Source organism: Actibacterium sp. MT2.3-13A, from assembly GCF_018139985.1.
In the GTDB taxonomy this organism is placed as follows: Bacteria; Pseudomonadota; Alphaproteobacteria; order Rhodobacterales; family Rhodobacteraceae; genus JAGSOU01.
Genome location: NZ_JAGSOU010000001.1, coordinates 227,704 through 242,264, shown reverse-complemented (window position 1 = coordinate 242,264; position 14,561 = coordinate 227,704). Strand labels below are relative to the sequence as shown.

At 65.5% G+C, this 14,561-nt stretch carries 16 protein-coding genes; 8 read left to right on the top strand and 8 right to left on the bottom strand.

Annotation, left to right across the window (positions count from 1 at the left end):
• Nucleotides 1-2: 2 nt before the first annotated feature.
• Genes dnaQ through KCI33_RS01180 form a run of 4 tightly spaced genes read right to left on the bottom strand, consistent with a single transcriptional unit; the run spans nt 3 to nt 2,752 of the window.
• Nucleotides 3-737 carry a DNA polymerase III subunit epsilon gene (gene dnaQ / locus KCI33_RS01195; RefSeq protein ID WP_212522914.1) on the bottom strand — a complete coding sequence of 245 codons (735 nt, stop codon included), beginning with the start codon at nt 735-737 and terminating at the stop codon, nt 3-5.
• A complete protein-coding gene (gene coaE, locus KCI33_RS01190) occupies nt 730-1,326 on the bottom strand; it encodes a dephospho-CoA kinase (protein ID WP_212522913.1) in 597 nt (198 codons plus the stop codon). The genes dnaQ and coaE overlap by 8 nt, the downstream gene beginning before the upstream one ends.
• Complete coding sequence (locus tag KCI33_RS01185) at nt 1,323-2,156, bottom strand: shikimate dehydrogenase (protein WP_212522912.1); 834 nt, start codon at nt 2,154-2,156, stop codon at nt 1,323-1,325. Before KCI33_RS01185 ends, coaE begins: the two co-directional genes overlap by 4 nt.
• Nucleotides 2,153-2,752 carry a Maf family nucleotide pyrophosphatase gene (locus KCI33_RS01180; protein ID WP_212522911.1) on the bottom strand — a complete coding sequence of 200 codons (600 nt, stop codon included), beginning with the start codon at nt 2,750-2,752 and terminating at the stop codon, nt 2,153-2,155. Before KCI33_RS01180 ends, KCI33_RS01185 begins: the two co-directional genes overlap by 4 nt.
• Before the next feature lie 427 nt (nt 2,753-3,179).
• On the opposite strand from KCI33_RS01180, the gene KCI33_RS01175 reads away from it, so the two are divergent.
• From KCI33_RS01175 to KCI33_RS01145, 7 genes are all read left to right on the top strand, one after another.
• On the top strand, nt 3,180-3,629 hold the full coding sequence (locus KCI33_RS01175) for a CopD family protein (RefSeq protein WP_212522910.1): 450 nt from the start codon (nt 3,180-3,182) through the stop codon (nt 3,627-3,629).
• Between the two features lie 136 nt (nt 3,630-3,765).
• On the top strand, nt 3,766-5,037 hold the full coding sequence (gene rho / locus KCI33_RS01170) for a transcription termination factor Rho (RefSeq protein WP_212522909.1): 1,272 nt from the start codon (nt 3,766-3,768) through the stop codon (nt 5,035-5,037).
• A 22-nt stretch (nt 5,038-5,059) separates the two neighbouring features.
• Complete coding sequence (mnmE, locus tag KCI33_RS01165; protein WP_212522908.1) at nt 5,060-6,349, top strand: tRNA uridine-5-carboxymethylaminomethyl(34) synthesis GTPase MnmE; 1,290 nt, start codon at nt 5,060-5,062, stop codon at nt 6,347-6,349.
• Between the two features lie 3 nt (nt 6,350-6,352).
• Entirely contained in the window at nt 6,353-8,227 is a 1,875-nt protein-coding gene (gene mnmG / locus KCI33_RS01160) for a tRNA uridine-5-carboxymethylaminomethyl(34) synthesis enzyme MnmG (protein WP_212522907.1), read from the top strand.
• A complete protein-coding gene (rsmG, locus tag KCI33_RS01155) occupies nt 8,224-8,838 on the top strand; it encodes a 16S rRNA (guanine(527)-N(7))-methyltransferase RsmG (RefSeq protein ID WP_212522906.1) in 615 nt (204 codons plus the stop codon). Before mnmG ends, rsmG begins: the two co-directional genes overlap by 4 nt.
• The gene (locus KCI33_RS01150; protein WP_212522905.1) at nt 8,831-9,637 is read left to right on the top strand and encodes an AAA family ATPase; all 807 of its coding nucleotides are present in this window, start codon (nt 8,831-8,833) and stop codon (nt 9,635-9,637) included. The genes rsmG and KCI33_RS01150 overlap by 8 nt, the downstream gene beginning before the upstream one ends.
• Nucleotides 9,638-9,652: 15 nt before the next feature.
• Nucleotides 9,653-10,561 (top strand): ParB/RepB/Spo0J family partition protein, encoded by a 909-nt coding sequence (locus KCI33_RS01145; protein WP_212522904.1) that lies wholly within the window; start codon nt 9,653-9,655, stop codon nt 10,559-10,561.
• Here KCI33_RS01145 and KCI33_RS01140 read toward each other — a convergent pair.
• The 4 genes from KCI33_RS01140 to rph are packed head-to-tail and all read right to left on the bottom strand — an operon-like array spanning nt 10,536 to nt 13,374.
• Nucleotides 10,536-10,889 (bottom strand): YbaN family protein, encoded by a 354-nt coding sequence (locus KCI33_RS01140; RefSeq protein WP_212522903.1) that lies wholly within the window; start codon nt 10,887-10,889, stop codon nt 10,536-10,538. The two genes, KCI33_RS01145 and KCI33_RS01140, sit on opposite strands and share 26 nt — an antisense overlap.
• 3 nt (nt 10,890-10,892) lie before the next feature.
• A complete protein-coding gene (hemW, locus tag KCI33_RS01135; protein ID WP_212522902.1) occupies nt 10,893-12,056 on the bottom strand; it encodes a radical SAM family heme chaperone HemW in 1,164 nt (387 codons plus the stop codon).
• Complete coding sequence (gene rdgB, locus KCI33_RS01130) at nt 12,046-12,654, bottom strand: RdgB/HAM1 family non-canonical purine NTP pyrophosphatase (RefSeq protein ID WP_212522901.1); 609 nt, start codon at nt 12,652-12,654, stop codon at nt 12,046-12,048. Before rdgB ends, hemW begins: the two co-directional genes overlap by 11 nt.
• 3 nt (nt 12,655-12,657) lie before the next feature.
• Nucleotides 12,658-13,374: a ribonuclease PH gene (gene rph / locus KCI33_RS01125; protein WP_212522900.1), complete on the bottom strand. Its 717-nt coding sequence runs from the start codon at nt 13,372-13,374 to the stop codon at nt 12,658-12,660.
• Nucleotides 13,375-13,488: 114 nt separating this feature from the next.
• On the opposite strand from rph, the gene hrcA reads away from it, so the two are divergent.
• Nucleotides 13,489-14,559: a heat-inducible transcriptional repressor HrcA gene (gene hrcA, locus KCI33_RS01120; RefSeq protein ID WP_212522899.1), complete on the top strand. Its 1,071-nt coding sequence runs from the start codon at nt 13,489-13,491 to the stop codon at nt 14,557-14,559.
• The last annotated feature ends 2 nt before the right edge of the window (nt 14,560-14,561 follow it).

Below are 14,561 nucleotides of genomic sequence, written 5' to 3'. Positions count from 1 at the left end.
CCCTAGCCGCATTTCTTCCACAGCGCGCCGTCGCCCATCGCCTCGACAAAGGCTGCATGGGCGGCGGTTTCTTTTTCGGTAAGGCGCGGGGGCAGGGGGTTCGGGCGCGGCTTCGGGCGCCAGTCGGGCTCGACCGGGCCGCCGCCGCGACCGGAGGACGACGAGGTGCTCAGCCCGAAATCGGGTTGCCGGCCGCCGATCAGTTCCAGGTAGACCTCGGCCAGGATTTCCGAGTCCAGCAGCGCCCCGTGCAGCGTCCGCGCCGAGTTGTCGATGCCGAAGCGCCGGCACAGCGCGTCCAGTGTCGCCGGCGAACCGGGGAATTTCTGCCGCGCCATGGCCAGCGTGTCGATCGCCTGGTCCCAGGGCAGGGTGGGCAGACCCATCCAGCGCAGCTCGGCATTGAGGAATTTCATGTCGAACGCGGCGTTGTGGATCACCAGCTTGGCGTCGCCCACGAAATCGAAGAAATCCCGACCGACCTTGGCGAAAACCGGCTTGTCGCGCAGGGTGATCGCGCCGGGGGCGGGCGTCTGGGGCGGCTCCAGCAGGTCGGGGCCGATGCCATGCACCTCGAAGGCGCCCTGCGGCATCGAGCGTTCGGGGTTGATGTAGACGTGAAACGTGTTGCCGGTGGGCAGGTGGTTCCAAAGCTCCAGCGCGCCGATCTCGACGATGCGGTCGCCCTTTTCGGGTTCGAAGCCGGTGGTTTCGGTGTCGAGAACGATCTCACGCATCGCTTTGCCCCTGCCTGATCTGCCGGATCACATCCTGCACCGCGGCCCGCGCGCCTTCAAGGCTGGTGGTCTCGATGACGAAATCGGCGCGGGCGCGTTTTTCGGCATCTGGCAGCTGTTTGGCCAGAATAGTCTCGAATTGTGCGGCGCTCATGGTGCCGCGTTCCAGCACGCGGGCACGCTGAACATCCGCCGGGGCGCTGACCACTGCGATGGCGTCGACCTGATCCTCGGCCCCGGTTTCGAACAGCAGCGGGATGTCCAGAACGACCAGCGGATCGGCCTCATGGGCGCGCAGGAATTCGGCCCGGTCCCGCGCCACCAGCGGGTGCACCACCCGTTCGATCTGCCTGAACGCGGTGTCGTCGCGGGCGATCCATGCTTTCAGCGCCTCGCGTGAAACGCCGCCATCGACCAGCGCCTCGGGGCACATCTCCGCCAGAGGCGCCACCGCCGCGCCGCCGGGCGCGTAAAGGCGATGCACCGCCGCATCGGCATCCCAGACCGGCACGCCTTCGTCGGCGAACATCCGCGAGGTGGTCGATTTTCCCATCCCGATAGAGCCGGTCAGGCCAAGCACGAAGCTCATGCGCCCAGGACCACCGCGCGGGTCTTCTCATCCACCTCGGGGCGGACGCCGAACCAGCGCTCGAAGCCCGGCGCGGCCTGGTGCAGCAGCATGCCCAACCCATCGACCACGGTGCAGCCCGCCGCCTCGGCCTCGCGCAGCAGCCGGGTCTGGAGCGGGGTATAGACCAGATCGGTCACCACCGCGCCCTTGGACAGCCCGTCCAGCGGCACGCGCATCTCGGGCTTGCCGACCATACCCAGCGACGAGGTGTTCACCACCGTCGCCGCGCCCTCGATCATGTTGCCGGCCTGCACCCAGTCATAGACCCGGATCTTGGGACCGAACTCGGCCCGCAGGGCCTCGGCCCGGGCCTTGGTGCGGTTGGCGATGCGGATCTCGGTCACGCCGACCTCGATCAGCGAGGCCACGACCGCGCGCGCAGCCCCGCCCGCGCCGATCACCGCCGCCGGACCCTCCTTGCCGGTCCAGCCGGGCGCGCCCTGGCGCAGATTTTCGACGAAGCCGTAGCCGTCGGTGTTGTCGGCATGGATGGTGCCGTCGGCGCGGAAGATCAGGGTGTTCGCCGCGCCGATCAGCGCGGCGCGGTCGGTCACCTGATCGGCCAGGCCCAGCACGGTCTCCTTGTGCGGGATGGTGACGTTGACGCCCACGAAACCCAGTTTGGGCAGCGCGCGCAGCGCCTCGCGCAGATCCTCCTGCGCGACGTCCATCGGCACATAGTGGCCGGCGATGCCATAGGTGGCCAGCCAATAATTGTGCAGTCTGGGCGATTTCGAATGGGCCACGGGCGAGCCGATCACGCCGGCGAGGGGGATCTTGTCGCTCATGCCATCACCGCCCTGCGCGAGGTGAGAAAGGCCAGAAGTTCCAACAGGGGCAATCCGAGCACGGTAAAATAATCTCCTTCGACGCGGGTGAACAGACGCACGCCTTCCTCCTCCAGCTTATAGCAGCCGACGGCGTGCTTCACACTGTCCCAGTTCCTTGCCAGGTAATCCTCCAGATAGGCGTCGGAGAAGGGGCGCATCTGCAGCCGCACCTCGCCGACATGCCGCCACAGCGGCTGTCCTCCCTCATAGACCACCGCCGCGGACAGCAGCTTGTGCCGCTGTGCGCGCAGTCGTTTGAGCTGGGCGCGGGCCTCGTCGAGATCGGCGGGCTTCGACAGCACCTCGCCGCGGAATTCCAGCACCTGGTCGCAGCCGATCACCAGCGCCTCGGGACGTTTTTCGCTGATCTTGCGCGCCTTGTACTCGGCCAGGGCGTCGGCGACGTCGCGTGGCGTGGCGTCCTCGGCCTCCAGCGCGGCGCGGATCGCCTCCTCGTCGATGCGGGCGGGCACAACCTCGATCGGGACGCCGGCGCGCGCCAGCAGCTCTCGCCGGATGTCGGAGGCCGAGGCCAGGATAACGGGCTGGGGCATGGTGATAACCTTGTGGAAAACCCTGCGGATGGTGATGTGCGCATTTTCGGGACATGTGGATACAAACGAGGGAGTCCGAAATTCCCACGGCTTTTGTCAAGGGCCGGGGCGGGTTTCTCCACGGTGGACAGGAAAGGTTCGGGGCTGAGGACAACTCCTCCGACATGGTTCACACGCGCAGGTTATCCACAGGGTCAACACAAGAACAATCTATATAATCTATTGATTGAAAATGAGAAATCGCACTTCAAAAAGAACATTTACCTTTATTAACACAGTTATTCACAGGCCGGGAAGTGCCGGGATAAAATCGTGGAGGATCCAATAATCCCCATTCTCCCCACCCCCTACGACAACATCATCTTTTCTTTTCCTTCATATTGATTATTGGTGGGTCGGCAGACCGGACGACACAAAGGCACGCAACATGGGCGATCTGCTGGCAACCCTCTATCCCTGGACACTTTCGCTGCACATCATCGCGGTGCTGACCTGGATGGCGGGAATTTTCTATCTGCCGCGGCTCTTCGTCTATCATGCCGAGCGGGTCGGGCAGGGCGGCGACACCGACGAGCTGTTCCAGACGATGGAATACAAGCTCTTCAAATATATCATGAATCCGTCTCTGATCGCGGTCTGGGTGTTCGGTCTGACGCTGGTGCTGACGCCGGGCATCGTCGACTGGAGCGCGGTCTGGCCCTATACCAAGGGTGCCTCGGTGATCGCGATGACCTGGTTCCACCACTGGCTGGGCTGGCGCCGCAAGGACTTCGCCGCCGGGACCAACACGCGGACCGGCCGCACCTACCGGATGATGAACGAGCTGCCGACGCTGCTGATGCTGGTGATCGTGGTCTCGGTGGTGGTGAAGTTCTGAATCCGAGGCCATTCTTGACTCTGGCCCCCGCTCTCTATATGTCAGCTGGCCAACGGGCCGTCCGGCTCGGGATCTTCCCTTTTCCCAGAAATGACCGTGCCCTTCGATGACGCGCGGTTGCAGCGTAGTTTTCCCAATGACCCAAGAGCGACTGAATCTGGCCGACCTGAAGGCGAAAAGCCCCAAGGACCTTCTGGCCATGGCCGAAGACCTGGAAATCGAGAACGCCTCGACCATGCGCAAGGGCGAGATGATGTTCCAGATCCTGCGCGAGCGCGCCGATGAGGGCTGGGAGATCTCCGGCGACGGCGTGCTTGAGGTCCTTCAGGACGGTTTCGGCTTCCTCCGTTCGCCCGAGGCGAACTATCTGCCGGGCCCCGACGACATCTATGTCTCGCCCGAGATGATCCGGAAATACAGCCTGCGGACCGGCGACACCGTCGAGGGCGTGATGCAGGCCCCGCGCGAGAACGAGCGCTATTTCGCGATCACCGAGGTGACGCGGATCAATTTCGAAGAGCCCGAGAAGGCACGCCACAAAATCAACTTCGACAACCTGACGCCGCTCTATCCCGACGAGCGGCTGAAGATGGAGATCGAGGATCCGACCCTCAAGGACCGCTCGTCGCGGATCATCGACCTGGTGGCGCCGATCGGGAAGGGGCAGCGTTCGCTGATCGTGGCGCCGCCGCGGACGGGTAAGACCGTTCTGCTGCAGAACATCGCGCACAGCATCGAGCAGAACCACCCGGAATGCTACCTGATCGTTCTGCTGATCGACGAGCGCCCCGAAGAGGTGACCGACATGCAGCGCAGCGTGAAGGGCGAGGTGATCTCCTCGACCTTCGACGAGCCCGCCACCCGCCACGTCGCCGTCGCCGAGATGGTGATCGAAAAGGCCAAGCGCCTGGTCGAACACAAGCGCGACGTGGTGATCCTGCTCGACTCGATCACTCGCCTGGGCCGCGCCTACAACACGGTCGTGCCGTCCTCGGGCAAGGTTCTGACCGGCGGCGTGGACGCCAACGCGCTGCAACGGCCCAAGCGTTTCTTTGGCGCGGCGCGGAACATCGAGGAGGGCGGCAGCCTGACCATCATCGCCACCGCGCTGATCGACACCGGCTCGCGCATGGACGAGGTGATCTTCGAGGAATTCAAGGGCACCGGCAACTCCGAGATCGTGCTCGACCGCAAGGTGGCCGACAAGCGCGTGTTCCCGGCGATGGACATCCTCAAGTCCGGCACGCGGAAAGAGGACCTGCTGGTCGACAAGGGCGATCTGCAGAAAACCTTCGTCCTGCGCCGCATCCTGAACCCGATGGGCACCACCGACGCCATCGAGTTCCTGATTTCCAAGCTGAAACAGACCAAGACCAACGCGGAATTCTTCGATTCCATGAACACCTGACGCCCCGGGCAGGAGGGGGATTATGGACACGATCTATGCCCTCGCCACCGCCCGCGGCAAGGCGGGGGTCGCCGTCATCCGCATCTCGGGCCCGCGCGCGCATGAGGCGCTGCGCGTATTGGGCGCCGTCGTGCCCGCGCCGCGCGTGGCAGGGCTGCGCCGGCTGACCGATGCCCAGGGCGTGTTGCTGGACGAGGCGCTGGTCGTTGTTTTCGAAGCTGGCGCCAGCTTCACCGGCGAGGATGTGGCCGAATTGCATGTGCATGGCAGCCCCGCGACGATCGCCGCGGTCCTGCGCGCGCTGTCTGAAATCGAAGGTTTGCGCCTGGCCGAACCCGGAGAATTCACCCGCCGCGCGCTGGAAAACGAGCAGCTGGACCTCGCGCAAGTCGAAGGTCTGGCCGATCTGATCGAGGCCGAGACCGAGGCGCAGCGCCGCCAGGCCCTGCGGGTGCTTTCGGGTGCTATCGGTGAACGTGCCGAGAGCTGGCGGCGGGACCTCATCCGCGCCGCGGCCCTTCTGGAAGCCACCATCGATTTCGCCGATGAGGAGGTTCCCGTCGACGTGTCGCCGGAGGTTCTGGAGTTGCTCGACCGGGTTGAGGCCGACCTGCGGCGCGAGGCCGAGGGCGTGCAGGCCGCCGAACGCATCCGCGAGGGCTTCGAGGTCGCCATCGTCGGCCCGCCGAATGTTGGAAAATCCACTCTTCTCAATGCCTTGGCTGGGCGGGAGGCGGCAATCACCTCGGAATATGCGGGCACGACGCGCGACGTGATCGAGGTGCGGATGGATCTGGGCGGCCTGCCCGTGACCGTGCTCGATACCGCCGGCCTGCGCGAGACCGAGGACGTGGTCGAGGGCATCGGAATCACCCGCGCGCGGGAGAGGGCGATGGCGGCCGACCTGCGTGTGTTCCTGCTGGACGAGACAGGCCAGGCCGAAGGGCTGGGGCCGCATCCGGAGGATATCGTGCTGCGCGGCAAGGGTGATCTGCGCGGCGGCGGGGCGGAAACGATCTCTGGCAAGACCGGGCAGGGGGTTGCGCATCTGATCTCGCGCATTACTTCGGTTCTGGAAACCCGCGCGGCGCGGGCGCAGACGGCGACGCGCGAACGGCATCGTGTGGCGATCGTCCGCGCGCTGACCTCTTTGGCCGTCGCGCGGAATCAGGTAGAGAGAGGCGAGGGCGGCGCCGAACTGGCGGCCGAAGAGCTTCGCATGGCCATCCGCGCGCTGGATTCGCTGGTCGGCCGGGTCGATGTCGAGCAGATCCTGGACGAAATCTTCGCCAGTTTCTGCCTGGGCAAGTAAGGAGTGTTTCACGTGAAACATCGTGACTACGACGTGGTGGTGATCGGCGGCGGCCATGCGGGCGCGGATGCGGCGCATGCGGCGGCCCGGATGGGCGCGCGCAGCGCTCTGGTCACGCTGCGCCGCCATGGCATCGGCGTGATGTCCTGCAACCCGGCGATCGGCGGCCTTGGAAAGGGCCACCTGGTGCGCGAGGTCGATGCGCTGGACGGGCTGATGGGGCAGGTGGCGGACCGCGCCGGTATCCAGTTCCGTCTGCTCAATCGACGCAAGGGGCCTGCCGTGCAAGGCCCGCGCGCCCAGGCGGATCGCAAGATCTACCGCGAAACCATGCAGGCTTTCATCGCTGCGACACCCAATCTCGACGTGATCGAGGGCGAGGCGACGGACCTGATCATGGACGGCCCGCGCGTGGCCGGCATCGTGCTGGAGGATGGCTCGGAAATCCGCGCGGGGGCGGTGGTGCTGACCACCGGCACCTTCCTGCGCGGGGTGATCCATATCGGCGACGTGCGCCGCGCCGGCGGGCGGATGGGCGACAGGCCCTCGGTCAAGCTGGCCGAGCGAATCGACGATTTCGGCCTGCCGCTGGGGCGCCTGAAAACCGGCACCCCGCCGCGTCTGGACGGGCGGACCATCGACTGGGATATCCTTGAAAACCAGCCCGGCGACGACGATCCGGCGCTGTTTTCCTTCCTGTCCAGGGCACCCTTCGCGCGGCAGATCGCCTGCGGGATCACCCATACCAACGAGAAAACCCACGATATAATCCGCTCCAACCTGAAGCGCTCGGCCATGTATGGCGGGCATATCGAGGGGGTCGGGCCGCGCTATTGCCCCTCGATCGAAGACAAGATCGTCCGATTCGCGGAGAAGGAGTCGCACCAGATTTTCCTGGAGCCCGAGGGGCTGGACGATCACACCGTTTATCCCAACGGCATCTCCACCTCGCTGCCCGAGGATGTGCAGGCTGATTATGTGCATTCGATTAGCGGTCTGGAGCAGGCCCGCATCCTGCAGCCGGGCTACGCCATTGAATACGACTATGTCGATCCCCGCGCGCTGGACGCGACGCTGCGGCTCAAGGATGTGCCGGGCCTGTTCCTGGCCGGCCAGATCAACGGCACCACTGGCTATGAGGAGGCCGCGGCGCAAGGCGTGGTCGCCGGGCTGAACGCAGCGCTGGCCGTGCAGGGCAGGGCGCCCGCGATTTTCAGCCGCACCGACAGCTATATCGGCGTGATGATCGACGATTTGGTGACCCGAGGCGTGACCGAACCCTACCGCATGTTCACCTCGCGCGCCGAATTCCGCCTGTCGTTGCGCGCCGACAACGCCGACCAGCGGCTGACCCCGATGGGAATCGCCCTGGGCTGCGTGGGGGCGGTGCGGCGCGCGGCCTTCGAGGAGAAGATGGAGCAGATGCAGGCGGCGCGGGAGCGTCTGGATGCTATGTCATTGACTCCCAAGCAGATTTCCGAGTCCGGGATCAAGGTGAATGCCGATGGAAACCGCCGCTCGGGCTTCGATTTGCTGGCCTTCCCCGATGTGGGCTTCGATGACGTGGCCGCGCTGGAACCGTCTCTGGCCGATGTCGCGCCGGAGATCCGGGCGCAGATCGAGAAGGACGCGCTGTACGCGAATTACATCAAGCGGCAGCAGCAGGACGTCGCGGCGATGAAACGCGACGAGGCGCAGGCGATCCCGGTGGATTTCGATTTCGCCGCGCTCGAAGGGCTGTCGAACGAATTGAAAGGCAAGTTGACCCGGGTGCGCCCGGCGACGCTGGGGCAGGCGGGGCGGGTCGATGGGATGACGCCGGCGGCGCTGACGTTGATTCTCGCCCGGCTGCGGCAGATGGAGCGGCGCAGCGCATGAGTCACGACCTGGCTGGCGTCGATGTTTCACGTGAAACATTCGAGCGGTTGAAAACCTACGAGGCCCTGCTGCGCAAATGGAACCCGGCGATCAACCTCGTGTCGCGCAACACGCTGGATGCGGCCTGGACCCGACATTTCGTTGATTCGGCGCAAATATTTGAACTTGCACCGAAAAATACGCGCCATTGGGCCGATCTGGGCAGCGGCGGGGGGTTTCCGGGCATGGTCATCGCCATCCTGGCCGCCGAACGGGCACCGGAAATGCGCGTGACCCTCGTGGAAAGCGATCAGCGCAAGGCGACCTTCCTGCGCAGCGTCGCGCGCGAGGCGGGCGTGAAGGCCGAGGTCATCGCCAGGCGAATCGAGGAGGTGCCGCCGCTCGGCGCGGACGTTCTGTCGGCCCGCGCGCTGGCCTCTTTGACGCAGCTTCTGGGGTTTGCCGAGCGGCACCTGTGCTCCGGCGGCATCGCCCTGTTCCCGAAAGGGGCGGGTCACCAGGCGGAACTGGACGAGGCCCTTGAAACCTGGCGGTTCGGCGTTCACAAAATTCCCAGCCGCACCGAACCCGGCGCCGTCATTCTCTCACTCGGAGGCATCGCCCGTGTCTGACCCGACCCGTCCAAAGGGGCCCAAGATCATTGCCGTTGCCAACCAGAAGGGCGGGGTGGGCAAGACCACGACCGCGATCAACCTGTCGGCGGCGCTGGTGGACGAGGGATTCACCGTTCTGATCGTCGACCTCGACCCGCAGGGCAATGCCTCCACCGGTCTCGGGATCGAGGCAGAACAGCGCGAGATGACCACCTACGACCTGCTCATCGAGGATGCGCCGCTGCGCGAGGTGATCCAGCCCACCGGCGTCGACGGGCTTCTGATCGCGCCGGCAACCACCGATCTCAGCTCTGCCGATATTGAGCTTGTGGCCAATGAAAAAAGGGTTTTCCTGCTGCATGACGCGTTGCGCCAGCCGGCGATGGATGCCTATGGCTTCGACTATATCCTGATCGACTGCCCGCCGTCGCTCAGCCTTCTGACGGTCAACGCGATGGTCGCCGCGCATTCGGTTCTGGTGCCGCTGCAATCGGAATTCTTCGCCCTCGAGGGGCTGTCGCAGCTGATGCTGACCATCCGTGAGATGCGCCAGACGGCCAACCCCGACCTGCGGATCGAGGGTGTGGTGCTGACCATGTATGACCAGCGCAACAACCTGTCGCAGCAGGTGGAGAACGATGCCCGCCAATACCTGGGCGATCTGGTGTTCCAGACCATCATCCCGCGCAACGTGCGGGTCAGCGAGGCGCCCTCTTTCGCGCTGCCGGTGATCGAGTATGATCCCACCTCCCGCGGGGCGATGGCCTATCGGGCGCTGGCGCAGGAGATGATCGCGCGCGGCACGCCGGCGAAATAGACAGGAGAGGGTGGCATGAGCAAGAAACCAAGGGGTTTGGGCCGCGGCCTGTCGGCACTGATGGCCGATGTGAACCTGAACGAGCCGAGCGCAGGCCCCGCCGCGCGCCCGGCCAAGCCCGACACCACCCTGCCGGTCGAAAAGCTGGAGCCCAACCCCGATCAGCCGCGGCGGCATTTCTCCGAAGAGGCGCTGAAGGAGTTGTCGGAATCGATCCGCGAAAAGGGGATCATCCAGCCCATCATCGTGCGTGAAAGCCCCCGCGTGGCCGGGAATTACGAGATCATTGCCGGCGAACGCCGCTGGCGCGCGGCGCAGATGGTGCGTCTGCACGATGTTCCGGTGATCATCCGCGACCTCGACGATACCGAGGTTCTCGAGGTCGCGATCATCGAGAATATCCAGCGCGCCGATCTGAACCCGATCGAAGAGGCGATGGGCTATCGCCAGTTGATGGACCGCTTCGGTCACACGCAGGAAAAGCTGGCCGAAGCGCTGAGCAAGAGTCGCAGCCACATCGCCAACCTGATGCGCCTGCTGCAACTGCCCGACGAGGTGCAGGGCCATCTGCGCGAGGGGCGGCTGTCGGCGGGACACGCGCGCGCGCTGATCACCACCGATAACCCCGCGGGGCTGGCGCGGGAGGTGATTTCGCGGGGACTTTCCGTGCGCGACACGGAGAAACTAGCGAAAAAGGGCGGCGCGAGTGCGCAAAAGGCACCGAAATCCCGCGCCACAGGGGCAAAGGACGCCGATACCCGCGCGCTGGAGCAGGATCTGTCCGCCAATCTGGGTCTGGAGGTGTCGATCGACCATGTGGCGGGGCAGGAAAACGGCCACCTGGTGATTCGCTACACCACGCTGGAGGAACTGGACGCGCTTTGTCGGGTGCTCAGCGCTACGCCTCTGGACGTGACCAGATAAACAGGCTGACGCCGACCAGCAAGAACGCCTGGATCAGCAGCAGCATGGGCCGCAGGTCCATCGCCACCGACAGCACGAAGGCCAGCGCGATCGAGGCGCTGGACAGCCATTTCGACTGACGTCTGATCACCCCGCGCTCCTGCCAGTCGATGATGGCTGGGCCGAAGCGCGGATGGCCGAGCAGCCAGTGATGCAACCGTTTCGACGAGCGGGCGAAGAAAAACGCGGCGAGCAGCAGAAAGGGGACCGTAGGCAAGAAGGGCAGAAACATCCCGATCGCCGCGAGGGCGACGCAGACGAGCCCGAGAACTGCCCACAGATAACGCATCCTTTACTCCGGCAGCAGGGCGCGGATCACCGCGTTCAGCACGGCGCGGCCGTCTTTCGTCGCCCGCAGAACCGGGCCTTCGCGCTGCACCATGCCCATTTCCTGCAAATCTTCCAATGTGTTAGACGGCAGGGGGCTGCCCGCCAGCCGCTCGTAACGGGGCAGGTCGATGCCCCCGGCCAGGCGCAGCCCCATCATAAGGTATTCCCCGGCCTGATCCGTCAAGCGCAGCGCCGTGCGCGTGGCCTCGCCCGTGCCGGTCCGTTCCACCTGTTGCAGCCATCCGGCGGGGGACAGCCCGGTGTCGGTCGCGTATCGCTGGCCGCCGATGGTCAGCCGACCGTGCGCGCCGGGGCCGATCCCGGCATAATCGCCGTAGCGCCAGTATATCAGGTTGTGCCGCGATTCCGCACCGCTGCGCGCGTGGTTCGAGACCTCGTAGGCCGGCAGCCCCGCGGCCTCGCAGATCTCCTGCGTGATGAAATACATGTCGCCGGCGTTGTCCTCGTCGGGCAGGCCGGCGAGCTTGCCGCGCGCGTAGCGGTCGCCGAAGGCGGTGCCCTGCTCGATCGTCAGCTGGTAGAGCGACAGGTGATCCACCGCCATCGACAGCGCCTCGCGCAGTTCGGCCCGCCATTGCGCGGGGGTCTGGTCCTGGCGCGCATAGATCAGGTCGAAACTGATCCTGTCAAAGTGTTCCCGTGCGATATCAAAGGCTTGCCTCGCCTCTTCCAGCGAATGCAGGCGTCCGAGTTTGCGCAGGTCATCGTCATTCAGCGCCTGGATGCCCATCGACAGCCGGTTCACGCCGGCCTGCGCGTAGCCGCGGAAACGCCCGGCCTCGACCGAGGTCGGGTTCGCCTCAAGCGTGACCTCCAGATCGTTGGCACAGGGCCAGGTCGCGCGGATTTCATCCAGGATCGCGGCGACCAGGTCGGGGTCCATCAGGCTGGGCGTGCCGCCGCCGAAGAACACCGTGTTCAGCACGCGGCCCGGCACCTCGGCGCCGATGCGGCGGATCTCGCTCAGATAGGCGCGTTTCCAGCGCTCCTGGTCGATGCTGGCGGCGACATGGCTGTTGAAATCGCAATAGGGGCATTTGGCCTGGCAGAAGGGCCAATGAATATAGAGGCCGAAGCCTCCGTCCCGCCAATCCTCAGCGTTCAAACACCTTCACCAGTTTCTCGAATGCCTTGGCGCGGTGGCTGATCCTGTTCTTTTCCCACCGGTCCATTTCGGCAAATGTAGTGTCGTAACCGTCCGGTTGGAAGATCGGGTCGTAGCCATGCCCCTGTGCGCCGCGCATGGGCCAGACGATCTGGCCGTCCACATGGCCCTCGAACACCTCGTCATGGCCATCGGGCCAGGCCAGAACGAAGGTGCAGCAAAAGCGCGCGGTGCGGGGGAAGGGGGCGTCGGCCTCCTCCAGTTCGCGCCAGGCCCGGCTCATGGCCATCTCGAAATCGCGGCCCTGGGGCGTTTCGGCCCAGTCGGCGGTGTAGACGCCGGGCGCGCCGCCCAGGCCGTCGATCGCGATGCCGCTGTCATCGGCAAGGGCCGGCAGTCCGGTGGCCTTGGCCGCGGCATGGGCCTTGATCCGGGCATTGCCGATGAAGGTGGTCTCGGTCTCTTCGGGCTCGTCGAGGCCGAGCTCACCGGCAGAGGTGACGGCGATGCCATAAGGCTCCAACAGGGCGGAAATCTCTTCCAGCTTGCCCTTGTTGTGGGTGGCGATGACCAGCCTGTCGCCGTCGAAGCTCCGCATGGCTCAGCCTCCCACGGCCGCGTTCTGCGCCGCGACCAGCTCGGCCACGCCCTTGTCCGCAAGGCCCAGCAGCTCGTCCATCTCGGCGCGGGCGAAGGTCGAACCCTCGGCCGACATCTGCACCTCGATCAGGCGGCCGCCGCCGGTCATCACGAAATTGCCGTCCACGCCCGCCTCGGAGTCCTCGGGATAGTCGAGATCCAGCACCGGCTGGCCGGCATAGATGCCGCAGGACACCGCCGCCACGTTGTCGGTCAGCGGGTCGGAGATCACGTCGCCCGCCTTCATCAGCTTGTTGACCGCCAGACGCAGCGCCACCCAGCCGCCGGTGATCGCGGCGCAGCGGGTGCCGCCATCGGCCTGGATGACGTCGCAATCGACGGTGATCTGGCGCTCGCCCAGTGCCACGCGGTCGACGCCGGCGCGCAGGGACCGCCCGATCAGGCGCTGGATTTCGACGGTGCGTCCGCCCTGCTTGCCGGCGGTCGCCTCGCGGCGCATCCGGGTGCCGGTGGCGCGCGGCAGCATGCCGTATTCGGCGGTGACCCAGCCCAGGCCGGTGTTCTTCAGGAACGGCGGCACGCGCTCTTCCAGCGTGGCGGTGCACAGGACGTGGGTGTCGCCGACCTTGATCAGGCACGAGCCTTCGGCATGTTTGGTCACACCCACTTCGATTGAAACGGGGCGCATTTCACTTACATTTCGGCCAGAGGGGCGCATGGGGGATCCTTCCTGAATTGTTGGCGCTTTGCTCCCATGCAACGGCCCATGATGCAACCCCGATTGACGGGCCGGGCGCATCGCCTTTAATGGCCCGACCAAGGAGAATGCACCGTGACCGACGGGCAGAACATTCTGGATGAGCTGAACGACCGGAGCCGCGAGGTCTTTCGCCGGGTGGTCGAGGGCTATCTCGACACCGGCGGCCCGGTCGGCTCGCGCACCTTGACCCGGAGCATGGAGGAAAAGGTCAGCGCCGCGACCATCCGCAACGTGATGCAGGATCTCGAATTCCTCGGCCTGCTGCACTCGCCGCATGTCTCGGCGGGGCGGGTGCCGACGCAGATGGGGCTGCGGATGTTCGTGGACGGGTTCCTCGAGGTGCACGACCCCGCCGCCGACGACCGCGAGAAGATCGACGCCACGCTGGGCAGCAACGAGCGCGACGTGGGCACCATGCTGGACCGGATCGGCGCCGCGCTGTCGGGCGTGACCCACGGCGCCAGCCTGGTCCTGGCGCCCAAGCACGAGGCCCCGATCCGGCATATCGAGTTTGTCAGCCTCGGCCCCGAGCGTGCGCTGGTTGTTCTGGTCTTTGCCAATGGCCATGTGGAAAACCGCGTGTTCCAGCCGCCCGCGGGGCAGACGCCCAGCTCGATGCGGGAGGCCGCGAATTTCCTCAATGCGCTGGCCGAGGGCAGGACGCTGAGCGAGCTGCGCGAGGTCATGGCGCGGGAGATCAAGGCGCGCCGGCAGGAGCTGAACGACCTCGCCCGCGTCATGGTCGAAAGCGGCTTGGCGGTGTGGGAGAACGAGGGCCAGCCCTATGAGCGGCTGATCGTCCGGGGACGGGCGAATCTGCTGGAGGGCACCGCCGAGGCGGAGGAGTTGGAGCGCATCCGTGAGCTGTTCGACGATCTGGAGCGCAAGCGCGACATCGCCGATTTCCTCGAACTCGCCGAAGAGGGCGAGGGCGTGCGGATTTTTATCGGCTCCGAGAACAAGCTTTTTTCACTTTCGGGTTCCTCTCTGGTGGTCTCTCCATATATGAACGCGGATCGTAAGATTATCGGCGCCGTGGGCGTGATCGGGCCGACGCGGCTGAACTACGGCCGGATCGTTCCGATCGTGGATTACACGGCGCAGTTGGTCGGGCGGCTGATTTCCGACCGCGGCAAGGGGTAGAA